At 42.4% G+C, this 26948-nt stretch carries 18 protein-coding genes; 9 read left to right on the top strand and 9 right to left on the bottom strand.

Annotated features, from left to right (window positions below):
• Window positions 1-48: 48 nt before the first annotated feature.
• Both GSY63_RS24265 and GSY63_RS24260 read left to right on the top strand, forming a co-directional pair.
• Complete coding sequence (locus GSY63_RS24265; protein ID WP_166588430.1) at window positions 49-840, top strand: Cof-type HAD-IIB family hydrolase; 792 nt, start codon at window positions 49-51, stop codon at window positions 838-840.
• A gap of 133 nt (window positions 841-973) precedes the next feature.
• The gene (locus GSY63_RS24260) at window positions 974-2608 is read left to right on the top strand and encodes an ABC-F family ATP-binding cassette domain-containing protein (protein WP_166588429.1); all 1635 of its coding nucleotides are present in this window, start codon (window positions 974-976) and stop codon (window positions 2606-2608) included.
• A 96-nt stretch (window positions 2609-2704) separates the two neighbouring features.
• Here the strand turns inward: GSY63_RS24260 and GSY63_RS24255 are convergent, their stop codons facing one another.
• Window positions 2705-3550 carry a glycoside hydrolase family 16 protein gene (locus tag GSY63_RS24255; protein ID WP_166588428.1) on the bottom strand — a complete coding sequence of 282 codons (846 nt, stop codon included), beginning with the start codon at window positions 3548-3550 and terminating at the stop codon, window positions 2705-2707.
• A gap of 286 nt (window positions 3551-3836) precedes the next feature.
• Here GSY63_RS24255 and GSY63_RS24250 point away from each other — a divergent pair, with 286 nt between their 5' ends.
• The 4 genes from GSY63_RS24250 (at window position 3837) to GSY63_RS24235 (ending at window position 7418) form a co-directional block, all read left to right on the top strand.
• Window positions 3837-4640: an alpha/beta fold hydrolase gene (locus tag GSY63_RS24250; RefSeq protein ID WP_208094649.1), complete on the top strand. Its 804-nt coding sequence runs from the start codon at window positions 3837-3839 to the stop codon at window positions 4638-4640.
• Between the two features lie 69 nt (window positions 4641-4709).
• A complete protein-coding gene (locus tag GSY63_RS24245) occupies window positions 4710-6077 on the top strand; it encodes an NAD-dependent succinate-semialdehyde dehydrogenase (protein ID WP_166588427.1) in 1368 nt (455 codons plus the stop codon).
• 237 nt (window positions 6078-6314) lie between these two features.
• Window positions 6315-6992 (top strand): type 1 glutamine amidotransferase domain-containing protein, encoded by a 678-nt coding sequence (locus GSY63_RS24240; protein WP_166588426.1) that lies wholly within the window; start codon window positions 6315-6317, stop codon window positions 6990-6992.
• Between the two features lie 123 nt (window positions 6993-7115).
• Window positions 7116-7418 carry a putative quinol monooxygenase gene (locus tag GSY63_RS24235; RefSeq protein ID WP_166588425.1) on the top strand — a complete coding sequence of 101 codons (303 nt, stop codon included), beginning with the start codon at window positions 7116-7118 and terminating at the stop codon, window positions 7416-7418.
• Between the two features lie 72 nt (window positions 7419-7490).
• Here the strand turns inward: GSY63_RS24235 and GSY63_RS24230 are convergent, their stop codons facing one another.
• The 3 genes from GSY63_RS24230 to GSY63_RS24220 form a co-directional block, all read right to left on the bottom strand.
• Window positions 7491-8444: a LysR family transcriptional regulator gene (locus GSY63_RS24230; RefSeq protein WP_166588424.1), complete on the bottom strand. Its 954-nt coding sequence runs from the start codon at window positions 8442-8444 to the stop codon at window positions 7491-7493.
• A gap of 241 nt (window positions 8445-8685) precedes the next feature.
• Window positions 8686-10662: a sigma 54-interacting response regulator gene (locus tag GSY63_RS24225; RefSeq protein ID WP_166588423.1), complete on the bottom strand. Its 1977-nt coding sequence runs from the start codon at window positions 10660-10662 to the stop codon at window positions 8686-8688.
• On the bottom strand, window positions 10659-13166 hold the full coding sequence (locus GSY63_RS24220) for a tetratricopeptide repeat-containing sensor histidine kinase (protein WP_166588422.1): 2508 nt from the start codon (window positions 13164-13166) through the stop codon (window positions 10659-10661). Before GSY63_RS24220 ends, GSY63_RS24225 begins: the two co-directional genes overlap by 4 nt.
• A 262-nt stretch (window positions 13167-13428) precedes the next feature.
• On the opposite strand from GSY63_RS24220, the gene GSY63_RS24215 reads away from it, so the two are divergent.
• The 3 genes from GSY63_RS24215 to GSY63_RS24205 all read left to right on the top strand — a co-directional run bounded on the left by GSY63_RS24215 (window position 13429) and on the right by GSY63_RS24205 (window position 16579).
• Window positions 13429-14301 carry an alpha/beta fold hydrolase gene (locus GSY63_RS24215; protein ID WP_166588421.1) on the top strand — a complete coding sequence of 291 codons (873 nt, stop codon included), beginning with the start codon at window positions 13429-13431 and terminating at the stop codon, window positions 14299-14301.
• 65 nt (window positions 14302-14366) lie between these two features.
• Window positions 14367-15305 carry an alpha/beta fold hydrolase gene (locus GSY63_RS24210; protein WP_166588420.1) on the top strand — a complete coding sequence of 313 codons (939 nt, stop codon included), beginning with the start codon at window positions 14367-14369 and terminating at the stop codon, window positions 15303-15305.
• Between the two features lie 47 nt (window positions 15306-15352).
• Window positions 15353-16579 carry an MFS transporter gene (locus GSY63_RS24205; protein WP_166588419.1) on the top strand — a complete coding sequence of 409 codons (1227 nt, stop codon included), beginning with the start codon at window positions 15353-15355 and terminating at the stop codon, window positions 16577-16579.
• A gap of 325 nt (window positions 16580-16904) precedes the next feature.
• On the opposite strand, the gene GSY63_RS24195 is transcribed toward GSY63_RS24205, so the two are convergent.
• From GSY63_RS24195 to GSY63_RS24175, 5 genes are all read right to left on the bottom strand, one after another.
• A complete protein-coding gene (locus GSY63_RS24195; RefSeq protein ID WP_166588417.1) occupies window positions 16905-18224 on the bottom strand; it encodes a hypothetical protein in 1320 nt (439 codons plus the stop codon).
• Window positions 18225-18366: 142 nt separating this feature from the next.
• The gene (locus tag GSY63_RS24190) at window positions 18367-19755 is read right to left on the bottom strand and encodes a glutamate-cysteine ligase family protein (protein ID WP_166588416.1); all 1389 of its coding nucleotides are present in this window, start codon (window positions 19753-19755) and stop codon (window positions 18367-18369) included.
• A gap of 4 nt (window positions 19756-19759) precedes the next feature.
• Window positions 19760-20743, bottom strand: a complete 984-nt coding sequence (gene gshB, locus GSY63_RS24185; RefSeq protein WP_166588415.1) for a glutathione synthase — start codon at window positions 20741-20743, stop codon at window positions 19760-19762.
• A gap of 39 nt (window positions 20744-20782) precedes the next feature.
• Window positions 20783-26191: an AAA family ATPase gene (locus tag GSY63_RS24180; RefSeq protein ID WP_166588414.1), complete on the bottom strand. Its 5409-nt coding sequence runs from the start codon at window positions 26189-26191 to the stop codon at window positions 20783-20785.
• A gap of 3 nt (window positions 26192-26194) precedes the next feature.
• On the bottom strand, window positions 26195-26911 hold the full coding sequence (locus GSY63_RS24175; RefSeq protein WP_166588413.1) for a hypothetical protein: 717 nt from the start codon (window positions 26909-26911) through the stop codon (window positions 26195-26197).
• Between the last annotated feature and the right edge of the window lie 37 nt (window positions 26912-26948).

Below are 26948 nucleotides of genomic sequence, written 5' to 3'. Positions count from 1 at the left end.
TTAGAATCCTTTTGTGTATTGCAGCGCTCGAATTACGATATTTGTCGTATGAACGTTTCTCATACGATTAAAGCTGTATTTTTTGATATCGACGGTACCTTGGTTAGTTTTAAAACCAATGCTGTTGCCGAATCGACAAAACTTGCCATTCAGAATCTTCGGAATAAAGGTATTAAAGTGATTATTTCAACTGGTCGGTCAATCAATTCTCTCGATCACGTTAAGGAAATAGAATTTGACGGGTATATTTGCTTTAATGGTGGCTACTGTGCCACTAGAGAGGGCACCGTATTGCACCGCCAGGCGATTGATTCGGCTGACATTAAGCGTTTACTAGACTATAGTTTGAGCGACCCTATCAGTTTTGCGCTGATGTACGAAGATAGTGTAAAGGTTAACGATACCACTGCAGAGGTGGCAGGAATGTATGCGCATCTCAACTTGCCGGTGCCACCCATGTTAGATCGTAGTACCGCTAAGATAAACAATGTGCTCCAGGCCAATATTTTCCTTAGGCCTGATGATGAACCACAATTTATGAGGGAAGTTATGCCCAATTCGGTAGCCACCCGTTGGACACCATTATTTGCAGATGTTAATGCAAATGGTTTAAGTAAAGCGATTGGCATTGAAACCTTTTGCAACTTTTTCGGAATAGCAATAACCGAAACCATGGCTTTCGGCGACGGTGGTAACGATATTGAGATGCTGAAACGCACCGGAATCGGTGTGGCCATGGGTAACGCTAATCAAAACGTTAAAGAGGTTGCAGACTATATAACCGACGACACCGATAACGACGGGATTTGGAAAGCGCTATTGCACTATCAAATCATTTAAAGGCAGTAGTGGCCTTATCGTTCTGTTTCAACATAATGGATATTTATAATACCTTTGGCGAGCCTTTACATTCTCTCGCCTTATTCACCCGTCTTTCTCTTATCTTTGCCGATAATTTCAATATTCCCATACTGTGATCAATGTAAATAACATTTCCGTTTCATTTGGCGGAACAACGCTGTTTAGTGATGTAACCTTCTCAATAAACGAGAACGATAAAATAGCCCTCATGGGCAAGAATGGTGCAGGTAAATCTACCATCCTTAAAATTATTGCCGATGTTGCTAAACCTACCACAGGTAATGTAACCGGACCTAAAGATGCGGTAATTGCTTATCTACCACAGCATTTGCTTACCGAAGATAAAGTCACTGTTTTTGAAGAAACCATGAAGGCTTTTGCAGAAGCAAACCAAATGGAAAAGGAGCTTGAAGAGTTAAATGAACAGCTTAATATTCGCACCGATTACGAGAGTGACGACTACATGAAGCTGATTGAGAGGGTTTCTGAACTGAGTGAGAAAGTTTATACCGTAGAAGGGAATAACTATGATGCTGAGGTAGAGAAGGTTCTCAAAGGCCTGGGTTTTGAGCGTTCTGACTTTGGCCGTCAAACCTCTGAGTTTTCGGGGGGATGGCGTATGCGTATTGAGTTGGCCAAAATTTTATTAAAAAAGCCGGATCTTATTTTATTGGATGAGCCTACCAATCACATGGATATCGAGAGTATCCAGTGGTTGGAAGAATTCCTTATCAATTCGGCAAAGGCGGTGATGGTAATTTCACACGATCGTGCTTTTGTTGATAATATTACCAATCGCACCATTGAGGTTACCATGGGGCGTATATATGATTATAAAGCCAAATACAGTCATTACCTACAATTACGTGCCGATCGCCGAGTGCACCAGTTGAAAGCTTACGAAGAACAACAACGCTTTATTGCAGACAATCAGGAATTCATAGATCGTTTCAGGGGGACTTACTCAAAAACTTTGCAGGTACAATCGCGTGTGAAGATGCTGGAGAAACTCGAAATTATTGAAATTGACGAAGTGGATACCTCGGCACTGAGGTTGAAATTTCCGCCATCGCCACGCTCTGGACAATACCCTGTAATGGTAGAAGACCTTACCAAAACCTATGGAGACCATGTTGTGTTCAAAAATGCATCCATGGTGATTGAGCGAGGAGAAAAGGTGGCCTTTGTTGGTAAAAATGGTGAAGGTAAGTCGACAATGATCAAAGCGATCATGAACGAGATAGATTTTGAGGGAAGCTTAAAAGTTGGTCACAACTCCAAGATCGGATACTTTGCCCAAAATCAGGCAGCCTTGCTGGATGGTAACTTAACCGTATTTGAAACAATTGATCAAATTCCGCTTAGCGATGGCACGGTAAAGATCAAAGACCTTTTAGGCGCGTTTATGTTCAGCGGCGACGACATTACTAAAAAAGTAAAGGTTCTTTCAGGGGGAGAAAAAACCCGTTTAGCCATGATCAAGCTGCTGTTAGAGCCAGTGAATCTGTTAATACTGGATGAGCCAACAAACCATTTGGACATGAAGACTAAGGATATAATTAAAGATGCACTTAAAGATTTTGATGGCACTTTGATCCTCGTTTCTCACGACCGGGATTTCTTAGATGGATTGGCAGAAAAAGTATTTGAATTTGGGAACAAGCGCGTGCGCGAACACTTTGAAGATATCAAAGGGTTTTTAGCCTACAAAAAAATGGATAGCCTGAAAGAGATTGAACAAAGCTAAATGAAGTGAGAAGTGCTGTTTAACCTAACAGCATTTCTTCTGCTTTCTGTAACTCGATATATCGCACTCAACTTAAATGAGCGGTTTATGCCTTAGTTACTTAGCCTTTTGATACACTCGTACATAATCTATTTCATAGCGTTGAGGAAATTTGGTAGTGGTAGGGTCGCCTCCGTTATCGCCACCAACGGCCAGGTTAAGTAAAATGTACTGAGGCTGCATAAAAGGGTTAAAGCCACTACCATCCTGGTTCACCAGGTCTTTAACAGCGGCGCGACTAAGCAATGTATCGTCAACATATAAACTTATCTGCTCACTGTCCCAATCCATTCGCCAAATATGGAACTTACTAGCCCAGTTTTTATCCAGGCTATCTATTGGCCGTTTCGTGCTGTACCATTTAGCCTTATAGGGTTTATCTGTACCAATAGCTATATTGGCTAACAGATTACCTTGATAATACTCCATAATATCAATCTCGCCATTTGAAGGCCAGGGTTTATTAACACCCAATGCCCAAAAAGCTGGCCACATCCCTGGTTTTACCGGGATACGGGCGCGCATTGTAAAGCGTCCATACTGCCAACTGTGCAAACTGCTGGTATTGATACTGGACGAGGTGTAATCAATAAACTTCCTATTGTTTTTCCAGTTTTTGTTGCCTTCTGCGTAGTTAGGATTAGGAAAGTTTTCACGCCGTGCCTCTATCATTAATAAACCTTTGTGACAAACCGCGTTTTGCTTTTGGTACCATTGCTGCTCATTATTACGCACAAATCCATGTTCGTAATTCCAATTGGCACTATCTGGTGCTCCCTCATTGTTGAATTCATCAGCCCATACCAGCTTATATTTTCCGGCTTCGTTTTCCTTTTCCTGACCATTCGCCATTGTCGGCCAGCAGAAAGCAATCAATAGTACTCCGACTAAAAATCTACACATCTTATTTAATTTTATAATAATAGTTAACGCGAATATCTCCTCGCTAAGGGCTGCCCGACACTTGGGTTAGCAGTAGCCCGCAATCAGTAATCGAATCGATAAATCAATAGACCGTGATGTTAAAAAGTGCGCTATCGTTCCGATAACGCAAACCTATCATTTATTTCATAACAGTTATAAATCCACTGATATACACGATTGTATTTGCAGTGCGAAATTTGGGTATAACGTTTCCCCTGTTATGCGGGGGCAAACGGACAATATGAAGAACTTAGAAAAAACGCTTATGAAAATGAAACTCACAACTGCGGTTTGGTTTGCCGGGCTTGCATCTATTATTTGCATATCATTCGCATCCTCAAAAACTAATTCGGCGAAAAGTAAATCGATACAAGAAGGCGAAAAACCAGTTATTGTGCTTGTTCACGGGGCATTCGCAGATGGTTCATCGTGGAATAAGGTAATTCCGATTTTGCAAAAGAAAGGATATAAGACAATTGCTGTCCAAAACCCGCTTACCTCCCTGGATGATGATGTGGCATTCACTACAAGAGCGATTGCAGAAGTGCCGGGAAAAGTAGTTTTGGTTGGACATTCTTATGGAGGCGTGGTAATAACGCAGGCCGGTAATAATGAAAAAGTGGCCTCATTGGTTTATACATCTGCCTACGCACCAGATGAAGGTCAAAGCATAGAAGATATCGAAAAAGATGCTCATGAAGTAAAAAAGATTCCGAATGTGCCAGGGTTGACCGATCCGCTGATCACAGATGGCTTCATTCGTCTCAAGGACGAAGCTGTAATTAATCATTTTGCACAAGATCTGCCTGAATCTGAGGCCCGGCTTATTGCGGCAGGCCAAGGCAGATTTAACGTAAGCTGTATTAAAGCCAAAGTGTCAAATCCTGCCTGGAAGAACAAACCAAGTTTTTTTGTGGTTGCAGAAAACGACCATATTATATCGCCGGAAATAGAGCGCCAGGCGGCTAAAAGGATAGGGGCCATCACCTTTTCAGTTCCAAGTAGCCATGTAGCTATGCTTGCCCAACCAGAAAAGGTTGCGGAGGTGATTATGCGCGCAGCCCGATAAGGGGTAGGGAGAACAATTGTGCGGTATAAAGCTTTATCTCCTGTAACAATTCAATTTAACTTTTATGATATGAGCATAATATCAATTAATCCTGCAAATGGCAGTAAGATCAAAGAATACACTGAATTATCTTCCGATGAAGTATCCTCAAAAATAGAGCAGGTTCACCTTGCCTGGAAAGACTGGAGAAGTACTTCACATGAAAAACGGAGCCAACTGTTAAATAATATGGCAGGTGTGCTCAGATCCAGAAAAGAAGAACTGGCGATATTGATGGCTAATGAAATGGGGAAACCTGTAACGCAGGGTAAAGCAGAAGTAGATAAATGCGCTGAGTGCTGCGAGTACTATGCATTAAAAGGACCGGAACATCTCGCTGATCAGCTTATCCAGACAGATGCATCAAAAAGTTATGCATCATTTCAGCCACTAGGAGTTATCCTTGCCGTAATGCCTTGGAATTTCCCCCTATGGCAGGTGTTTCGTTTCCTGGCTCCCGCACTGGCTGTAGGTAATTGCGGAATACTTAAGCATGCTTCCAACGTACCCGGCTGTGCACTTTTTATTGAAGAAATCGTAAAAGAGGCTGGCTTTCCCGACGATGTTTTCCTGACTTTGCTGATCAGTGCCTCAAAGGTACCGGGAATAATTGAACATCCTCTTGTTAAAGCGGTAACGCTAACGGGCAGCACTAATGCCGGTATACAAGTGGCTATGAAAGCCGCATCTGTGCTTAAAAAAACAGTACTTGAACTTGGTGGTAGCGATGCATACGTGGTGCTTGCTGATGCCAACCTGGAGGAAGCAGCACAGGTATGTGTTAACAGCAGACTGATTAATAGCGGCCAAAGTTGTATTGCGGCAAAAAGGTTTATTGTGGAGCAGTCTGTTATTGAAAAATTTACACAATTGTTTACGGAAAAAATGAAGGCGAAGAAAATGGGCGACCCCTTAGATCCTGCTACTGAAATAGGCCCGCAGGCAAGGGCCGACCTTCGTGACGAACTTCATGACCAGGTGCAAAGGTCTATTGCTAAGGGCGCAGTTTGTATTTTGGGAGGCGAAATTCCACCGGGCAACAACGCTTATTATCCCGCAACCATATTGATAAATGTAAAGCCGGGAGTTGCTTCATACTCGGAAGAATTGTTTGGCCCGGTTGCGTCCATTATTTCCGCAATGGACGAGGCAGATGCCATAAGGATAGCTAATGATAGTGTTTTTGGCCTGGGCTCAGCCATTTTTACCCGTGATATCGCAAAAGGTGAAAGAATAGCAGCAACAGAATTAGAAGCGGGATCAAGTTTCGTTAATGCACAGGTTCGTTCTATCCCTCAGTTGCCATTCGGAGGGGTAAAAACCTCGGGCTATGGCCGCGAACTTGGCGAATTTGGCATACGCGAATTTGTCAACATAAAAACGGTGTATGTCAAATAATGCGATTAAGTGTGATGGTATCGTTAGCTCAGATTTTTCCAGGCGACCCTTAGCGGACAGTAACGGCATTTTAAATGCCTTCCATGTAGTCGACACAAGGCGCTAAGTGTGATTCTAATCACATTTTATTTGTGACTTGCCTCCTTGTCTTACGCCATGCTAATAAGGCAAATTTGTATTGTAAATCATTTGAAATTAAAATAGGATATACAGTACTCACCATTAAATAAAACAGTCATGAAAAAGAAAATTCTCGCCATCGTATCTAACGCTAATGCCATCGGCCCTCACAACAGACGGACAGGTAACTTTTTACCAGAGGTTGCACACCCTTACGAAGTATGGGATGAAGCCGGCTATCAGGTTGATTTTGCAACACTAACAGGAGATACGCCTTATCTGGACGCTCTTAATTTAGCCGGCGATCCAGCAAACCTGAAATTTTTAACCGGAAAGGGATGGGCTGCTATGCAGAAGGCCGTTAAGTTAGAAACGGTAGATGTTAGTAGCTATGATGCAATCTTTGTTCCCGGCGGCTTAGCGCCAATGGTAGATCTACCTGAAGCGCCGTTATTAAAAAAGGTAATTAAGGAGACATACGAACGCGGCGCGGTAGTAAGTGCTGTATGCCACGGACCGGTATCGTTATTAAATGTTAAATTGAGCGATGGGTCTTACCTGGTCAACGGTAAAAATATTTCGTCTTTTACTACTGAGGAAGAAGATGGATATGCCCGGGCGGATGTGCCGTTTGATTTGCAAACTGCATTGACCGCTCAAGGCGCAATTTACCATACAGTGGCACCTTGGCAACCATTTAGCATTGCCGATGGTAATATTGTAACAGGACAAAATCCAGCTTCTGGTACGGGAGTGGGCGAAAAAGTAGTTGCTATACTCGAAGCATCTAAATAAATAACAGATGGTCTGGTTGCTCTGGTCTTCTTTTGAATCAGGGCAACCAGGCTCTTTCTCACAAAAGGCAACCTTATCCAGGTATTATGTACAAGCGTTGTGTCAGCTATAGATTAAAATAAAATGGAAAAATCACCAATTCACGTTATTGCCAAATGGACGGTTAAACCAGGCCAATTGGATAGTGTACTCGGCCTGCTGCCTGAGGTTGTGAAAGCAAGCACTGGAGAGGAAGGTAACTTATTCTACAAGATACAACAGGATAATACCGATCCCAACATTCTGTTGCTATTTGAGGGATATAAAGACGAAATAGCCTTGAATGCGCATCGTAATGCGGAGCACTTTCAAACAATAGTTGTTGGAAAGATAGTGCCATTATTGGCTGCACGCGAAGTAAACCTGACGACGCCTTTAAAGTTTTAAAGTTACAACTAGTTGTTTGGGGCTGGACATTATGCAACATTTCAAAAACCAGATGATGAAGTTTTCGAAATTTTACGCGCTTGTGCCAAATTGTTTAGCCGAAATTATATGCATGAAAGAGCCGATAATTTTTTGAGCCATGCTTCTTGTCAAAATTCCTTCAAGTTGTTTAAGTTCACTGCTATAAAGCGTATTTTTTCGCTTGCCAAAATACAAGATACGCTCAAGGGGACAATCGTCATCCCATACACGTTTAACGGTTTCTTCTTTGAGGTCCTTTTCGCATAAAAACTCGGGAACTATGGCAAAGCCCTGGCCATTGCGTAGACTGCGTAACACTGAGCTGAAATAGGGAAGTACATAGTTTGGCTGAAAAGTAGGCAGGGTATCGAAGTTGTGAGCCCAGAATTTTTTGAGATATTCCTTGTCGGTTGTTGTATACCAAATTTGTTTGGATAACCAGGTATGCACCTCAGGTTTGTTACCGCCTGCAATAATATTGTGCAAATCAGTAATCTGCGTGTTTTTTCCGCATATTAACACAATACGTTCGCGAATAGCAGGTGTAAACTCTAAGTTATGTTGCGTACCATTATGTGGGGTTAAGATTAGGTCGAGTGTGCCGCTGTGGAGTTCCTGCAGCATTTTCATGTATTCGCCGAAATGGGTTACCAGGTTAAATGATAGCTCTGAGATGTGGGGCTCCAGTGTGTATTGAAAGGTTTCGAAATACATACCAATATTGATGGTTGCCTTTAGTGCTTTAGCTTTTCTATGGAAAACATGCTCCGTTTCTTCCAGTTTTGTAACCGGATCAATTATGGCATGGTATAGTGTTGTGCCCTTGTCAGTTGGTGTCATTTTTCTTGTATCACGTTCAAATAACCGCTGGCCTATATAAGTTTCCAGCGAGTTGAGATGAAGGCTTACACCAGGTTGTGAAATAAAAAGAACCTGGGCAGCGGCGGATAGTGAGCCCGCTTCATATATAACTTTAAAAGTTCTTAACCATTCGAGATTTAACATAGCTTTTCTACATAAATACTACACTTAGCGTATCAATTACGTGCCAGTTATTTATGTACGATAATTAAAATAGAAAATCAATATAAATATCTGTAAATCAGTATGTTGATTTTTAATAAGAGTGTTGCTTTGAGCCTACCCACGAAAATTAAGTACTTGGAAGCGACGAACTCCGAAAATTTCGGAGATATTGGTGTTAAAGTAATTTGCGGTTTGCCGTTTTGGTGTGGCTGAAAGCCTTTTATAAGGTCTTAGTCCAAGGCATAAAATCATTCCGTTTAATGCCCAGTTTAGCCATTTTTGACTCTAATGTTGTAGGTTTAATATTTAGCAGCTCGGCCGCCCCCTGAGCACCGCGAATACGACCCTCCGTTTTCTTTAAAATAGAAATGATATACTGGCGTTCTGTCTCTTGTTGAATAAGCTTCACATCGTCTAATGTCTCGATGGCGGCGGTTTCAATAGGGAGGCTTGCATTTCCGGTAAAAGGTTGTCGCAATTCTAATTTTGAGGTATTGTCGTTAAGGATCACGGCACGCTCGATAGCGTTCTCAAGTTCGCGGATATTTCCCGGCCAATCATAAGCATGCAGTTCTTCTAACATTGATGAAGAAATACCGGCAAACTCTTTGTTAAATTCTCTACAATACCAGTTTGCGAAATATAGGGCTAATGCCTTTATGTCACTTTTTCGTTCGCGTAAAGGGGGTAACGTTATCGGGAAAACATTAAGGCGGTAATAAAGGTCTACTCTGAAATTTCCAGCCGCTATTTCCTTTTCCAGAATTCGATTAGTTGCGGCTACAATACGAACGTCCACTTTTTTGGTTGTATTGCCGCCTATATGATCAATTTCCTTTTCCTGCAAAACGCGTAATAATTTCATCTGCATATCCAAAGGCAACTCGCCAATCTCGTCTAAGAAAATGGTGCCTCCGTCGGCCTGCTCAAATTTCCCTTTTCGTTTTTCTACAGCACCTGTAAATGCGCCTTTCTCGTGACCAAACAATTCCGACTCGATCAGCGCAGCCGGAATGGCGGCACAATTCACCTTAATAAAAGGTCCGTTTTTTCTTGTTGAAAGTGAATGAATGGATTGGGCAACCTTCTCTTTACCAGTTCCGCTCTCTCCAAGTATCAGAACTGATGTATTGTATGGCGCGACCTGTTTGATCAGATCTAACGCGGCCAGCAAAAGAGGATGGTTCCCGATGATGGTTTTAAATTCGGGATCACTTGTTGTAGGGCTTGGGTGGACAATCAAAGGGTGGGAGATATTTATTGCTGACGACGGGGCGGCTCCTGATAACATTTTTTCTGTTACCTCCACTAATGGACGTTTTAAGCGGTTAAGCAATGCAATATGATTTTGTGTGTAGTGATCCTGCTGACGACTATAAAAGAAATATTTAGCAATAAGTCCTGCGTTTGTAACAATAGGGAACCTCATGCATGATGCTATCTTAAACCGGTCGAATAACATTTTAGGCGAGGGTGAAATAATGCCGCTATCTTCGGATACTTTACTACGGTAAATTTCAGCACTGGTTTTAATGTCGTTATTTTCGCTTTCCGAAAAAAACACTTCGCTTTCCGAGTCAGTTATGTTAATTAACTCTTCATCTTCAATAAACTGATATTCGTCAAAGCCAATGTGTAGGTATCCCATGTATTTGTTTGATGACGCTGCTTGTGGCGCAAATGATAATGCAATCAAATCAAATGGGATATGCGGCTGTATAGCGCGCGCTGTTTTTATTAGTTTCTCCTTTAAGTTTGTTTCTTCGTGATATAATTCGTTTAATATACTTCGCAAAAGTTCTTCCTGCCGCAGTTGCGATTCCAGGCTATGTTTATGACGATACAAAGCGATGTCAACCGCTACCAGTAAATCTTTCTCTCTGAAAGGCTTTACAATAAACCCGTACGGTTCTGTCGTTTTCGCTTCTTCAAGTATTTTTTGACTCGAATTGGCAGATATGAATATAAACGCGATATGATCGGCTCGTAATTTTCTGGCCAGGTCAATACCAGTTTGTTTTCCGTTCAAGCGTATATCCAATAATACCAGGTCAGTTTCCTGCTTACGTAAAGCTTCCTCGGCCGCATCTGTTGAAATAGCAATGCCATTAATAATATGGCCCGCCTGTCGCAAAGCCAGGCGTAGTGCATTTGCAACAACGAATTCATCCTCCACAATCAAAATTTTGCTACTCATATTGGTTTGTTTGCAATTTTTTCATGATGGTTACCGGATGTCCATTTGTTCAGTATGCAGAACCTTAAAGTTATTTGCGCACCGTTATTATTTTCAATATTAATGCGACCATTTAATTGTGTAGCAAGCCCCTGCATCAGATCGAGCCCGAGTGAATTGCGCTGCATGGCTTCTATGTTGGAAGGAAGGCCACTGCCATTATCCGAAACTCTTAAAAGGATCTCGCCGTCATCGCCATGCAGTAGTTCGATAGTTACCACCCCGGGTTGCCCATTTAAAAACGCGTATTTGATTGCGTTGACAATGCTTTCTGTAACAATTAACCCAAGTGGAACAGCTTGCGAAACATCCAGGTTCACTGATTCTATATGCTGTTCAAATTTGATCCGGTTGTCGGCATCAAAGCTTTCCCGTAAGTACTGTACCAACTCGTTTATGTATTCGGGCATAGCGATTGTTGTGGTATCCTCATCTTGGTAGAGTTTTTGATGGATTAACGACATAGCCTGCATGCGGCGGAGACTATCGTTAACAGCTATTTTGGCTACTTCGTCTTCCAGGTACACGGATTGCGAATAGAGCAAGCTGGTTACCATCTGAAGATTGTTTTTAACGCGATGATGGACTTCCTTTATCAGCCATTCTTTTTCAATAAGGAGTTTTTCCTGCTCGGTATTCAACGCCTCCAGAAAGCCGTTTTTTTGATCTAGTTCTCTTTGGTTAGCCTCAAGTTTTTTGTTGGACTTTTGTTTAATAAGATAGCGATTAAACAATAATGTCATGATGATAAGCAATAGTACAATTCCAACAAGCGTGATATTCTTTGTTTTGTCAGCCTGTTGGGCCCTGATAAGCGCGAGCTGATTTTGGCTATTGAGCAACTTTATATTTCTATCTTTCTTTTCGGCCTCATATTTTACCAGCAACTCGGCAACTTTTCTGCGCTGGTCAAAACTGAAAACCGAATCGGTATATTTTTGGGTCAATTGAAGGTCCCTGATTGAGTTAAAATATCTTCCTTCTGCCGAGTCGATTTTAAAGAGGTTATAGTAATAAACACGGGCTCTTTCCATGTCGAGTTTGGAAGTGTAGGTTTTACCCAGGCGTAATAATTCCTTGGCTTTTTCGGTGTTGCCTGTAATTCGGTAAAAAGTTGCAATGTTAAAATATGCTGAAGGAATCTCGTCATGAACATACTCCGGCGGGAATCTTTCGGCCATCGCCAGAAAAGCTTTATAGTGGTCTTCCGCAAGGCCATAATTTTTCAAGGCCTCGTACGTTTCGCCAAGCAGATAGGCATAGTGCATTTTTTCAAAATAAGTAACGGGTGGAAATTCTGCCCCGGTTTGCTTCAGTAATAACAAGGCCTCCGCTTCTTTGCCAAGATATAGCAGGGCTTCTGCCTTGCATAAAAATGATTTGTACCAATACAGCCTTGTCTCAGCTGTCTTTTTGTTCAGCACTTTATTAAATAAGGCCAATGCGTCATTGTATCGCAGCATCCGCTCGTACAGCATTGCCCGCCGCCCCAAAAAGAACCCTAAAAAAGTAGAATCGGCTTTGTTGGTAATGTTCTCGAGCGATTTGTTAGAATACGTAAGCGCACTGCTAAGATCTCCTTCCCTTGTAACAATGAAAGCAAGGCCGTCATAGGGATATTGCTTATGGCGGAAGTTAATTTCCGCCTGCAGCTTAATTATCCGGAGCAAAAATTTCTTGGCCATGTCATAGCGCTTCGCTACAAAATATTCAATGTTTATCTCCGAAAGAGTTTCTATCTCTTTAGCTTTCAAATTGAGTGCTGTAAAAATTGGAAGGGCTTTGTTAAAATTTGCAAGCCTCGCCGGATCTCCATAGGGAAGCAATTCGCCGGCGGTCAACAGCGCCTGAGCCGCAGCGGGAGTATTGCCAGACTTTTTGCCTAATAAAACAATGTCGGCAAACATTTTTTGACTTTGATCTCTGTGCCCGGTGTGATCGAGTAAGTAAGCTTTTAACGTCATACTGGCAATTTTCCAGTTTGTAGAGCTGTTTTTGCTAAACGTTAATGCCTGGTCGCTATATCTGGCAGCTTCATCAACGTTTGCCTTAGTGCTGCCTGGTTTAAAAGCCAAATAAGTACCAAGTTCTATTAGCGACATGACGCGATCTCCGCCAACCAGTTTAGTCGGTAATATTCTAGCTTCCTTGATCTTGCCTGCATCAAGTAAAATGCTTGTGGCAGTGGGCCTGCCATTGTTATACGTTTCATTGTATGCGAGCAAGGGATTTAATCCATAAGCCTTGGCTGCCACCCGTACTGCGCTATCAGCATCAATTTGTCCTTGGCTAATGGTATGCAGGTATTGACCGGCCACATAAATAAGCAATCGTTGCCTTGTAATATCATTATATCCACTAAGGTTCGACGACTGTCCCCGCACATCTGAGATATGGATTACGACGAGGATCAAAGCTGTCAACGCTGATGCAAGGTGCTTAATACAAAGGGATTTTAGCTTCATAACTACCGTCGATAACCGAATGTACCATTGCTGATCAGAAGAGGAGGTAGGGGCAAGGTGCTCATTCTGTGCGAGCTTAAACGAATATAGCAAATAACTGATAATTATACGGGTAAACAATTTGGGTTAATAATACAGATTTAAGCCCATCGTCACTTATCAATATTATAATAACAGATATAACTTTGATGATTTTATCCGGAGGTTTTTGACTCCTAATTTTAACTGTGCGAATTACAGTGTTCACTAAATTAATAATCAAATGAAAAACCAGACAACCTATCATTTCATCGAAATCAATGGAGTAAATATTTTTTACCGTGAAGCTGGGCCAAAAGATGCACCAACCCTGGTTCTTTTGCATGGATACCCGGCCTCCTCCTATATGTTCAGAAATCTCATGCACGAATTATCAGATAAATATCACCTGATAGCAGCCGATTACCCTGGGTATGGACGAAGCGAGCAACCGCCTATTGCCGATTTTGCCTATACTTTTGATAATTATGCGTCAATTATTGAAGAATTATTGGCCCAGTTGAATATTAAAAAATATAGCCTTTATTTAATGGACTATGGTGCTCCAGTAGGCTGGCGGCTAGCGGCAAAGTATCCGGAAAGGGTACAGACACTAATTGTTCAAAATGGATGTGCGTATAATGAAGGACTCGAGACATTCTGGGATCCTATTAAGGCTTATTGGAAAGATCGGAATGATAAGCAAGCCGAAGATACTTTAAGGACATTCCACAACCCTGATGGCTTGAAATGGCAATATACACATGGCGTGTCCGACACGTCGGTAATTAGTCCTGATAATTGGGAAATTGATCTCCGGCACCTGGAAAGACCAGAGAACGGGCAAATACAGTTAGACATGTTCTATGATTACCGCACAAACCCTCCTAAGTATCCCGAATGGCAGCAATATTTTCGGGATCATAACCCCGAAATGTTGATCGTTTACGGAAAGAACGACTACATTTTTCCGGTAGCCGGCGCAGAGGCCTATAAAAAAGATGTGAAAAATCTGGAATATCACTTGTTTGATGCAGGCCACTTTGCACTGGAAAGTTATGGTATTGAAATCGCTGCTACTATTAAAGATTTCCTGGACAGAAAGATCGTTCGATAAACCTGTATCTGCAATCTGACATCGAATCGGAAGAGCTTTAGTTTTATACAATATTAGCTTCTATAATGGCAAAGACAGAAAAAGGCGGGTCGGCTACCACCAGCTACCGCAAAGCGCAAATTGACGATCTGGAAATATTTTATCGAGAGGCTGGCGATGCAGAAAACCCTGTTATTCTTTTATTGCACGGTTTTCCTTCATCTTCCCACATGTTCAGGAATTTAATCGATCGGCTTTCTGGCGACTATCATTTAATTGCACCCGATTATCCTGGTTTTGGCTATAGTAGCTGCCTGGGTCTGGCCAGTTTTAACTATACTTTCGATAATATCTCGAAAATAGTGGAGAAGTTTATTGATAGGCTGAGCCTTGCCAATATAACCTTCTATATGCAGGACTACGGAGGGCCGGTGGGGTTCAGAATAGCAAAACGAAGGCCGGAGTTGATAAAAGCCTTCATCATTCAGAACGCAAATACTTTTCACGAGGGGATAGGGCCCGATGTTCAAAAAATCGGCGCCCTGCAGGCCGCTGATGATCCCGAACAGTTTGAAGCTGCTATTGATCGAATGATGTCGTTTGAGGGAATTAAAGAGCAATATCTTTTTGGTACTAAGAATCCCACAGCGATTAGTCCGGATGCCTATTATATTGACAGTTTCTTTATGCAACAGCCCGGACGAAAGGAAGTACAAAAAGCTCTTTTTAAAGATTATGCCACCAATTTTCCGAAGTACCCCGAATGGCAGCAATATTTAGCGGATTATCAGCCGCCGACACTTATAACCTGGGGTAAAAACGACAAAATATTTCCCGGTGCTGGAGCGCTGGCCTATCAGCATATACTTCCACATGCCGAAATTCATTTACTTGAGGGAGGGCATTTTCTAACTGAAGAATATTGCAATGAAATAGCCACTTTGATCAACGCTTTCATGCAGAAATATTGCCGCAAATTGCCGCGCCCGCTTCAGTTTGCTGTTCGTAAAAATGATCACGATTAAACGTTTGCCTATAACTAATCTTATATCTGTTATCATTTAAATGAGCAGTGTTTGAACATAGCGTAGCTAAAATTAGTGTGATGGAATTTCCTATAAAACGTATCGTCCCGATTCCCAATTTAGTATTGGGTACATCATGTATGTTGTTGATGTTTCAAGCGTACTTAATAGCTCCGCTACAATTAAGCTTAGCCACAGAATTTGATTCATCGCTCGTAAATCTGGGGATACCGGCATTCGCCATTGGCTTTGCCTTAGCTGCTGGGGCAATGGATTCTTTCTGGATTTTTGTTAAACCAGCCAAAATATTCTTAATGTCGCTAGTGGCTTTATGTTTAGGTACATTGCTGCTTAGCACGGTTAAATCTGCCGGATGGTTTCTGCTTATTAAAGTGTTAACAGGCCTGGGTACCGGCGCTATGCTGCCATCTGTGTTAATAATGGCTACAAATTGCGATGTAGAAACCGGTTCGCTAAAAAATTTGACCTTTATCATATTTGCACTAGCGACGGGAATGACTTTAGGGCCAAGCACAGGAGGGTGGCTAAATGAATCACTAGGGTGGCGTTCTATCTACTGTCTGGTAGGAGTTGTTGCTGGTTTTCTTTGTCTGCTATTTCTCTTGGATAAAAGCAATAAGCTCCTTGATCAGCAAAATGGAGGCTTACATTACCCCACTTTAAACAAACCTGATAAACAAGCCCGCTATATCTACACTTTTGTTTTTCTGACAGGTGTATTTCATTCCGGTGTTTTTGTTTGGGTTAGCTATTATTTTACAACGCAATATGGATTGGATGAATTTAGTGTTGCAAACGTATTGTTTATTTTCGGACTTCCCGGTTTAGTTATTTCTATTCTGATGCATATTTATCGCATTGACAATGAGGTGATAAAAGTTTTGTATCCCGGGTTTCTTTTAACGCTTGCAGGGCTTTTTATTCTTATGATGAATGTTGATTTATGGCTGGCTAAGTGCTTGCTTGCCATAATATCAGTTGGGTTTAGTTGTACTCAGCCATTATTTATAGGTATAATCAAACTTCCCCGCCCGGGTATATCTGTAGCCCGGCCGCTGGCAAAAGGCTGCGGAATTCTTTTTGCTGGTTATGGTATTGGTCCGGTTATAATGCTCGCGTTGCTTGATGCTCCAAAGACCGTAGGGCTTGGATTTCTTGTGTTACTGGTTGTTGCTCTGGCTATAGTTTCTCCGCGTATTTGGAATTTTCCCAAGTTTACAAAACCTGCCTTGAAATTAAATAAGATCAAATAGTGTTTTATATCGAAAACTAGTCGTATTTTAAATTGTTCGCTATTTGTTATAAACCAAATAAAGCATGAATCGACGAATTGGTATCGCGCTTATACTTCTCGGTATAGGTGCTTTAGTAGGAAGCGGCTATCTGTTTCCGGCCACATCGCATAAAATGGATTTGGGGCCAGGTCTATTAAACCTATCACAAGACTCTTTTAACGGATGGCCGTATATAGCCGCAATAATTTGTTTTGCTGGCATTGTTTTTCTTCTGAACTCGCCTGAGCAGCAAAAGAAATGACTATAACTAGCTTACACAATCAAATCCATACCTTCTCATTTCTCAGCTTATTGGTGTTCGCGGCGGCGGCGCTATGCTACCTCCACATGGGTTATACTGTACCGTTCCGCTCTTGCATCGTTCACATCCCTCCTCGAAAGTGTAACGCGGATGCGGCGACGGAGTAGGTTCGAAAAAGGAATCCATTTGCGCCATCGCGCATAGCGTTATTTGGTCATTTACATCTGGCGGAAGTGGTGCGCCCGTTCCGGCTTCGTTTCCATACCATCTGTTGCAAGCCTGGGCCTTTGCAACTGCCGGATCGATATTCGGATCATCGGCATATAATTTTAAGAATGTAGCAGCTGTAAGATCTTGAGCCTCATATTGCCTGATGTCTGGGATGGCAGCGGGATTATTTGTGCAGGCGCCTGTTACTCCGGCAGCAATCATATGATTAGCGATCATATAAGGCGTCTCTCTTTTGGAGTCTGGGTGAACGCGAAACGTACCGGTTTGTAAAACGTTTACCTGGGGTATTCCCTGTTCCGTCGGAAGTATATTTTTATAAGTTACTCTGAACCATCCTGGTGCCTGGGGGTCATATAGTGGCGAACCACAAATTAATATTGGAAGTGTGTATTTATTACTTTCGGGCCAATCCGGAGGGGTAAGATATAAATCCAACATAGATCTGATATAATCTCTGTCAGACGAACCATCAAAAAAGCCAGAGGCCATCATGATCGGAAAGTAATCATTCGGATATTCGCTTTCACCCGAACCCGGCGCGGCGATGGGATTAACGTCAATAATTGTCTTGTATGAATCTACGTTCTGTGCCGGGATTCCAACTGCTAAAAGCAACTGACTCCAACGCATCATGGTCATGGCGTTTTGGAACGTTCCCGCCTGGATAATTACCCAGGGTGGATAATGCATCAGTAAAAGTCCTCGTTGGCCAATCATGTTTAAACCTAGGGGCGGAAAAAGGTGCCATTTTGTAAGGTCATCTGCCGGATTGTGATTTACTTTGAAACCCGCCATCGGATTCCAAACCCCCATTTCAACTAACAATTCCTTGCCACGTATGGCTTTTTGAGCAAAATCTGCACTAAATATTTGGGCATGCCGGTTGCCAAATTTAGTCAGTATTTCCAAAGAAGTATCAGCTTCAATTTTAACGAAGTAATCCCCGGCCACTACGCTTATTTCGATTTTTTCAACGTTCGAAATACCATCAGCAGCCAGTGAACTGCTGGTGTAGTGACGGATTACATCGAGATAATTTATGAAGTTTAAATTTTTGTTGGCAAATTCTGCCGGTGGATAAAGCTGTTCAATTTTGTTCGCATCGCCTAGGTTGTAAGTATATGAAGCCATGGTTGAGTGGTTTACATTTTTGTTATCAGAAATAAGAAAAAATAAAAAAACTTCTACTTCAGGTTTTGACGCAGCGTACACCTTAGCCTTGCGGTTAGTTGTGGCCGTGATTAGATTTACATCAGGTTAAATCTACATTTATTTAATTGAAAATTAATAATTTATCCGTAGAAAATATGTTAAGTTGTTTATCTGCAAAAGATTTTCTCTTTAATGTAAATTCCTCGAAAAAAGCGATTAGTTCTTTGGTATTATTTTCACTTTTAAATGATGAAGGCAAATTCGATAAGCCGTCGATAGCGAGACGTATAAGGCTTTTTGAAATAATGAAAATTTCCTCCGACTCCATGCCCTGTGTTGCACTCTTGCGTAATTTGGATAATTGGGATGCATAGGGTAAAAGCAAATCCAGTGTTTTATCCAACTGTGGAGGAGAATAGAGTAATCCGGCGTAAAACAAGGCTGGAATCATTTGCCAATCAGGAGGAGGTGCGTCTGCAGAACGTAATTCGAGATAGCCTTTAAAGCGCACTTCGGGGAACAAGAGGGAAAGGTGGTTTTCAAGGTGAGTTAAGGTTGGAGATATTCCTTTAATTGGATGAACTAGCCAATGTGCTAAGGTAATATTTGAAGGGAACACCTCGTCACCAAAATTTTCTATATAAATAATCGGGGCTTTGAGCGCGAAATCCAGATATGAGTCCACGAACTCTTTTTTATTAAGTCTTTTTGAAAGTCTGTCTATCGGTAGAAGGCCGGTTCGGGAGTTATCAAGTTGTTGCCAAATGTGGCTTCTGTACGATTTATAGCCGTTTACTCTCCCTGCTGTAATTGGTGAGTTTGCAAAAAGCGCCGCAGCAAATGGAGCTAAAAGATTCGATGCCATTATTCGTTTTAATCGGGTATCCTCGCCCTTACCTAAATCCAGATTTACTTGCAAAGAACACGTTTGCAACATCATCTGCCTGCCGAAGGCGTTAATGCCATCGAAATAAGCAGCCAGAGCACGGAATCTTGGCTTGTTTATTTGGAGGCCGATCTCTTGCACGTTAAACCATGGATTTGTGCCAAAATACCCGAAATGAATGCCATGTTGTTCTGTCAGCAGTTTTAAAATTTGCTGTTTGGCGTTGAGTTGAGTAAAGACTTTTCCCAAACTATCACATGGAGCCGTGGCTATTTCTATCTGGCCTCCAGGTTCAAACTGAAATTTGCTGCCATCGGGGAATTCAATAGCGCCAACCAGGCGTTGCTGCTCACCCTGGATAATCTGATCTAAATATCTGACAACACCTCCACAATTCTCCGAAGCATGGATGAGTGAATCTAGCAAGGAGCCTTCGCCTCCGCTGTGCATTACTGTTTCTACACCTTTTTGTGCGTTAATTCGGTACGGGATAGCTTCCAGCTCCAAGCCAATGTGTCCGGGTTGGCCTACCGATTCACCCGTGTGGCTGGCTCCAACCGGCTCAAATAAGTGTTGTTCAATATAGTTTCGGCAGTCTTCCCGGGTGAGTGGTTTGGGTTGCATACTCTCAGCCGATTTTTACCTTAGTCATACTTCTCTCTTCAACCAAGTCACTCAGCTTATCGAATAATAATGATGAGATATTGGTGTCAAAAAATTTGTCAATCTCGCGCACGCAGGTCGGGCTGGTTACGTTAATTTCGGTGAGATAATCGCCAATAACGTCGATGCCGACAAACAAGAGTCCTCTTTCTCTAAGTGTAGGGCCAATCTGACTACATATCCAAAGATCTCTGTCGGTTAAGCTAAAACCCCTTGCACGGGCACCCGCTGCCAGGTTTCCACGGTGATCGTCACTGTTAGGTATCCTGGCGATGCCGTGGTCTATGGGGATGCCGTTAATTAACAATATACGTTTATCCCCCACGGTTTCAATCTCGGGGATATAAGCCTGGGCCTGGATAAACCTGGTCTCCGACTGTGTCATTTCCTCTATAATTACATTGGTGTTTGGGTCGCCTTTTGTAATCACAAAAATGGATTGCCCACCCATTTTATTTGTTGGTTTTATAACGATTTTGCCATGCGCATCCAGGAACTTTTTAATGGCATTTTTAGAGCGCGTTAGAATGGATGGCGGGCAGCATTGGGGAAACCACGAAGTAAAAACTTTTTCATTTACATCCCGCAATGCCTGTGGCTTGTTAAATACTAATGCGCCTTCAATCTCTGCTTTCTCGAGTATATAAGTAGCCATAATATATTCGATGTCAAAAGGAGGGTCTTTCCTCATCAGAATCAGATCAAGGTCTCCAAGTGCGCCACTCGATTCGCCAACAAATTCAAACCAATTATTTGGATCTTCGAAAACCTTTAACTTACGCATCCGGGCTTCAGCCCGTCCGTTATGCAAGCAGAGATCGGCCAACTCCATATACTCAATTTGCCAGCCTCTTGACTGGGCCTCGAGCATAAATACCAGAGTAGTATCCTTTTGGAAATTAATGGAACTAATGGGATCCATTACAATGCCTATTCGTACCTGCTTCATAAAATTTTTCCCATGAGTTTTACGATCGTATGTTGTTCTTTATTTATTAACCAGCGTCTCGTAACCTTGCCATTCTTCGGGGATTGAATTTGCTAGATTGCGTTTACATCTGGAAGCAAACATGGATAATACGGGATCCTTTGGATCGAGCTCCGATGCCTCGGTGAAAATTGTTAGCGCTGTCGAAAAATCCCGATTGAAGTAAGCATCCATTCCCCCAGATAATACGTGCCTGGTAGCTTCTTTCGCAGCGCGGCGCTCATCTTCTTCGCAGTCCAGTACTTCGTATAGCTTAATAGCGATGGCTTTTCCTTTTACAGCCACGTAATCCACCATCCTGATGGAAAGTGCAGCGGGGTTAGACAAAGACAAATAAGTGCTTTCGCCAATCAGAAATTGCGAATCATACACACGGTTAAGGTGCTCTATCCTTGAGGCAAGGTTTACGGTATCTCCCAGTACCGAGCATTGCATCCGATCTATCCCACCCATGGTTCCAAGCACCAGCGGGCCTGTGTTCATTCCAATCCCCATCTTTAAAGGTGGTTGTGCTTTCAACGCGCGATCCCGGTTAAAGCCCCTTAGCGCATGGGTCATTTTTATCCCTGCCTCAACGGCACGTTGGGCTGATACAGCGAACAAAGCCATAATTTCGTCGCCCGCGTACGAATCAATAAAGCCCCCCGATTCGGAGATAGGCACCCCCAGCATACTATAATATTGATTGAGTAATTCAATTACTTCCCGGGGTGATAGCAACTCTACCAGAGGGGTAAACTCCCGTATATCCGAAAATAATACGCTCATTTCCATGGTAACGCATTCGCCCAACTCTACTTTTGCAATATCATTATGCCCCAAGTTCTTAAGAAATTGGATGGGTACAAAGCGCCGCTGTGCCTTCAATAGTTTTTCCTGGTCTTCATATATTCTGGCATTAGCAATTGAAATGGCTGCCTGGCCTGCAAGTAATTTGATGATCTGTACCCGGTCTTCAGTAAAAGCGCCATGTGTTAAGTTGTTTTCCAGATATACCGCTGCTTTCCATTGGTTATGCAATGGTAACGGAACACACATAATAGAGAGAGGCCTTTCCCTAGTTATGTAGGGGTCGGAAGAAAAGGGATTTATCTCTGATGCGTTATCTATAACGATTGCTTCACCTGTTCGTAGGGCGGTATTCACGAGTGAAAGAGGTAAAGCCGAAGATTCTTCCCCTGGTAAGTTTTCATGTGGGTCTTGATCCCGGCCCAAAATAACAATCCGGCCTTCGTTATCCCCAAACAAATATCCTTTCTGCGCTCCCGCATTCTCTGTCAGAATCTGTAAGGTAGCTTTCAAAAGTTTATCCAACACAAGCTCTCCCGAAATCATTCCAGAGGCCTTGAAAACAGAACTCATATCCAGCAAGCCGGAATCAAATGTATCGGTATTACGTTTACGGGAAGCCTGCTCTGTTTTTTGCAAGTGCGGTAGCGGATACTTCACGTAGTTCGTCGAACCCGAAAGCATAGGATAGCTATTGTCCATTTCTTCCACTTTTCGGTAGGCCCCCCAACGGTAGTATAAATAACGCGAGGCTTGCAAATATCCTTCGGTGGCTTTGATGAATCCTATACGCGCCAGGTATTTGGCCGCCAATTCATTTGCCATGGCCTCATCCCGCGTGAATTTACTTGCTTTGGCTGCGTTTATAGCTTGTTCGTAAAGCGACAGGGTCTCGGCAGTACCATTACTTAAAAAATTCGAGAGTTCTGCTTCCATAAGCAAGCGCAGATGTTCGAAGTTTTCGGGGCACTGCTTTGACCATTTGGTGATTTTTGCAAGGTTTACATTCATCTTGCCAAGCATCACTTGTTGCTCTTTCTTCGCTGAGTTGGGAAGTAGTGCTGCATACACCAGAAAAGATATATGGTGAAAACGCACACCCTGCGGCAACGACATTACCGACAGTGTTAATTTCTCCTGTTCCTGAATGTGGTACAATGCACCAGCTGCATCATCATAAAAAAAGTGGATCTCGGCCTTATAAATATGGAAGTTTGCGATACCTGTCATGAAATGCCGTTGGAGCATTCCTTGAACGCATTCTGTTTCGTCGAAAATGTCGTCCGTAAGGGAGTATTTGCTTTCAGTTAATCCCTGAAAATTTAATTGCATCTGTAAAAACAAAGTACCCGAATCATAAGAATCCTGGTACTCGCACTCTTTTACAATTTTGAGCAATTTGCGTTGTTCAGCCGAAGCAGTTTCAAGATCGAGTTGCGGATCCCAGATAATACAATCCTGCGCGCTGTACGCCAAATACAAAAGATCGCCCGACTGATACCCTGCTTCGATTGCTTTGCGAAACCAAGGTGTCATGGTAGACCAATGATTCGACCAGTGGTGGATAAACATCGTATAAACGTAAATTATCCTGGATTTGAGAGCTATGTCTTCAAAAATTTCCAGAATACTGACACCGAGTTTACCATACTCATATCCTAGCGCAGTATTGTCATAAAAGCCACAGAGTAGCATTCCGTAGGCTGTATACGCAAACGCTGTTTCCGGACTGTTACCATAAACAAAGGCAATGTTTACCGATTTTAACACCAGGTAGGGGAACATTTCGCCGCTTGCAGATAAAAATGCAGCTGGGAATACTTCCATAAGCAGTTGACTGGCTATTTTTGCCTTAGGATCAACCATAGGTGGGTTGTTGATAAGATCGGCAATTTTACGTCCCTTCAGGTTTTCAGAAACAAGCCGAACTTCGTTGGATACATCTTCGGCGGTGGGGGATTGTAAAAAATCAAATCCCAGAACAGAAAGTCCCTCACATGCCGCCTGAATTGATTCCCGCATTTTCCCAATCGTTCCGTACTGGCGCGCTCTTGCTGATAAGACAAGGCCCTTTTCTATTGGCGTTTTTGCATGCTTCAACATGCTTTCAGTCCAGTTATCGGCCTCATTCCAGTCCGCGGTTAAATAAAAGCAATGTTGAATCTCTTCGCTAAGTTTCCAGATAAGGTCATAGGCATTTTGCCATGCATCGTCATTCAGCATTTCATATCCCACCTTTAGCAAATCAAGAGCCGACTGATAGGCTGATGACTGCTTTGCTTTTTTGCCGGCCATCAAACTTAACTGAGCAAATTCTCTTCTTTCTACCTCATCAGTAATCAAAGCACGCCCCTTGCTTAAATGGCCTATTACTTCCATCAATACATCATCAAGTTCCGCTGCGCCAGTATGGCTGAGAATCAAGCGTCCTATAGAAAGATGTAGATGCTGCCCTTTTTCGGAGGGAATCAAGGAATAAGCGGCTTGTTGAACTCTGTCGTGCTGAAACCTGTAGGTTGGGTTCAGTCCATCCGTTTTTTTTTCGTCGCTAACTATATTCGGAACGCTTTCAAAGGCGGTATCTAAACCTACAAATTTATAGCTCTCATTTAACGGAATTATCATGTTTGATTGAAGCGCGTCAGTCAAATCTGCAGCCGTCTCTTCCGGGGTACTTTCGTTGATGATTGATAGTGTTTTAAGATCAAATGTTGCCCCGATGCATGCAGCGAGTTGTAGTACTTCCTGAGTAGCTTTATTTAGGCGATATTGCTTTGCTACCAAAAAATCTATTACGTTATCACTGTTTTCAACAGCTTTTATATTCTCTATATCCCAATCCCATTTACGATTAGCCGAATTAAAATAAATTATTTCTCTGTCCGTTAAGTTTTTCAACAGTTCAATTGTGAAAAACGGATTGCCCGCTGTTTTTTCGAATATTACCTGGCTCAATTGCTTTGAACACGGTTCATCTCTAAGCAATGAGTCTGTTACTATTTGATTAACAGCATCCAGATTTAACGAGTCCAGATGCAAATTCTCTACAAAGCGTTTGCCTTGAATTTCTCCTAGCGTTAGCATTAATGGATGTGTGGCATCTACAGCATTATCACGATAAGCACAGATCATTAGTAAATATCCTAACCCCTCTGTTGTAACCAGCCGGTGAATAAGATTTAAAGTAGGGATGTCTGCCCATTGTACATCGTCCATAAAGATCACCAAAGGATGATTTTCCCTCGCAAAAATCTTCACGAAATTGATGAATAGCATTAAGAACCGGTTTTGCGCCTCAGCTGGGGTGAGTTCAGGTACGGAAGGTTGTTCTCCAATAATTAATTCCAGTTCTGGTATCAGATCAATAATAAGTTGGGCATTGGTACCTAAGGCTTCTTTTATTTCGATACTCCAATTATCGAGGCTTTGTTTGGGCTCGGCTAATAACTCGAAGATGAGATTGCTGAAAGCGCGCGCTAAGGCAACGTAAGCTATATTTTGCTTGAATTGTTCAAACTTTCCGTGGATAAGGTAGCCCCTTTTTTTTGCAATTGATTTGCCCAGTTCGTGAACCAAAACCGACTTTCCCACACCTGAGTGACCGGATACCAGGCAAAACTCTACGGAACCCAGCGATGCATTATCGAAGAATAGTTCGAGTCTCTCGATCTCTTTAGGTCGTCCATATAGTTTTTGCGGAATTTGGAATCGGGGGGACACATCTGATTCTCCCAACTCAAAGCTAAAATCGTGCAAGCCTTCTGTAAGCTGATCGCGGCATTTTTCGAGATCCACTACAAGCCCGTAGCTACTTTGATAGCGGTTTTCAGCATTTTTGGAAATTAACTTTAAGATAATGTCAGATACTATTTCTGGTATGGCTTTGTTTAACTTGTTGGGGGGCATTGGCTGTTTGCTAATATGGCAATGGACCCATTCCAGCGCGTCGTTTGCGTTAAATGGAAACTGACCGGTTAGCATCTGATAAAACGTGATCCCGAGCGCGTAATAATCTGTACGATAATCGATATCACGATTCATACGGCCGGTTTGCTCGGGCGACATATAAGGAAGTGCGGCTTGTATTCGTCGTGCTGATTTGATATCCTGAGATTCTCTTGAAAGTTCTGTGGACGAGCTAAAATCGATGAGGCGTAAGTCCCCGGTATCCGCATCGATCAGGATATTTGCCGGCGAAATGTCGTTATGGATAATTTTTTTCTCATGAAGCATTCCTAAAATGCTTACCAGCTTAATGGCAATTGGCAGAAACTGTTTTAACGACAATGTTGCATTATCAAAACCAGTAAGGTACTCATCCAGCGGAATGCCAAATTTTTCCATAACAATTCCCCAATTGCCTTGTCCACATGCAACCAGAGAATCTGTCTTAATTATTCCTGTAAACTGAATTTTACTTAGAATCTGATATTCTCTTCTGATACTGGCAATATCTTCTTTCTGAGGATATTTATCGATCAGGGTTTTAACAACCATTTCCTGTCCATCTGTTTCTCTTATTGCTCGGTATACCGTATGCTTATTGGAGTCAGATAGTTTTTCCAGTAACAAATATCCCGGAATAATTTGCGTTATCCTGCTTTCGCGATTGGTTTCCACATATCAGATATTAAAAATATCGTTAAACGTCTTATGAAATTGGGTTTGCGCATTGTTTATAAGCGGGTACCCATGCCCGCATAGGGCGTGTTCGAAGGCTACATCTTTTAATCGGAGAAAATCGCTTGCCAAAGGCTGGCTCTCGTGCATCCACGCCGGACCAAGGTTTGCTGTTTTGAAAAAGTCCATTCCTTGCATCTTAGCAATAGTCTCGTCTTCAAAGAATTCATCAGGCTCCACCCAGTTTTGTAAAGAATCGCAAGCTATCAAAATTCCTCCGTCGCGGTCAAGGCGTAAAATACATTCAGGGCGTTTAACGGTCTTAAATTCAAACAAAGTACAGCCATCAAACGGCATTTCACCACCCTCTATCAATTCTTTATTTACTTTTAGCCCTTCCTGGGTTTTCATGCCTGGTAATGCCCAAAAGGTGGCATTATAACGATCAACATAGAAAGGATCATCCATGCCGTGCATGTCACCCAGCCTTACCACATTTACCACCTTGCCCAAGCTATCAAGAGCGGCTAACCCCTCATCATTTAATCGAACAGAATTCAGTATGGTTAAATTCCCGTTTTCCCTTACAATGGTCATGTTACGGCTAAACTGCCACATAGATCCAAAGAATTCATTTCGCATTGTACCGGCTACAAAAAAAACATCCGGAAGCACTTCGCTAATTTCGCCATGCGGCATCGACTCGGGGTATTTTGACATATCAGTAAGCTTTATTTAAAAATAGTAAAAAAAATAT

It is taken from the genome of Mucilaginibacter agri, assembly GCF_009928685.1.
In the GTDB taxonomy this organism is placed as follows: Bacteria; Bacteroidota; Bacteroidia; order Sphingobacteriales; family Sphingobacteriaceae; genus Mucilaginibacter; species Mucilaginibacter agri.
The sequence above is the reverse complement of the archived record's forward strand: the minus strand, read 5'-3'. Positions and strand labels throughout refer to the sequence as shown.

Excerpts from the sequence above, each read along its gene's own strand:
- GSY63_RS24265 (WP_166588430.1), top strand. The coding sequence starts at position 49 with ATGAACGTTTCTCATACGATTAAAGCTGTATTTTTTGATATCGACGGT.
- GSY63_RS24255 (WP_166588428.1), bottom strand. The coding sequence starts at position 3,550 with ATGTGTAGATTTTTAGTCGGAGTACTATTGATTGCTTTCTGCTGGCCG.
- GSY63_RS24250 (WP_208094649.1), top strand. The coding sequence starts at position 3,837 with ATGAAAATGAAACTCACAACTGCGGTTTGGTTTGCCGGGCTTGCATCT.
- GSY63_RS24245 (WP_166588427.1), top strand. The coding sequence starts at position 4,710 with ATGAGCATAATATCAATTAATCCTGCAAATGGCAGTAAGATCAAAGAA.
- GSY63_RS24240 (WP_166588426.1), top strand. The coding sequence starts at position 6,315 with ATGAAAAAGAAAATTCTCGCCATCGTATCTAACGCTAATGCCATCGGC.
- GSY63_RS24235 (WP_166588425.1), top strand. The coding sequence starts at position 7,116 with ATGGAAAAATCACCAATTCACGTTATTGCCAAATGGACGGTTAAACCA.
- GSY63_RS24230 (WP_166588424.1), bottom strand. The coding sequence starts at position 8,444 with ATGTTAAATCTCGAATGGTTAAGAACTTTTAAAGTTATATATGAAGCG.
- GSY63_RS24225 (WP_166588423.1), bottom strand. The coding sequence starts at position 10,662 with ATGAGTAGCAAAATTTTGATTGTGGAGGATGAATTCGTTGTTGCAAAT.
- GSY63_RS24220 (WP_166588422.1), bottom strand. The coding sequence starts at position 13,166 with ATGAAGCTAAAATCCCTTTGTATTAAGCACCTTGCATCAGCGTTGACA.
- GSY63_RS24215 (WP_166588421.1), top strand. The coding sequence starts at position 13,429 with ATGAAAAACCAGACAACCTATCATTTCATCGAAATCAATGGAGTAAAT.
- GSY63_RS24210 (WP_166588420.1), top strand. The coding sequence starts at position 14,367 with ATGGCAAAGACAGAAAAAGGCGGGTCGGCTACCACCAGCTACCGCAAA.
- GSY63_RS24195 (WP_166588417.1), bottom strand. The coding sequence starts at position 18,224 with ATGGCTTCATATACTTACAACCTAGGCGATGCGAACAAAATTGAACAG.
- GSY63_RS24190 (WP_166588416.1), bottom strand. The coding sequence starts at position 19,755 with ATGCAACCCAAACCACTCACCCGGGAAGACTGCCGAAACTATATTGAA.
- gshB (WP_166588415.1), bottom strand. The coding sequence starts at position 20,743 with ATGAAGCAGGTACGAATAGGCATTGTAATGGATCCCATTAGTTCCATT.
- GSY63_RS24175 (WP_166588413.1), bottom strand. The coding sequence starts at position 26,911 with ATGTCAAAATACCCCGAGTCGATGCCGCATGGCGAAATTAGCGAAGTG.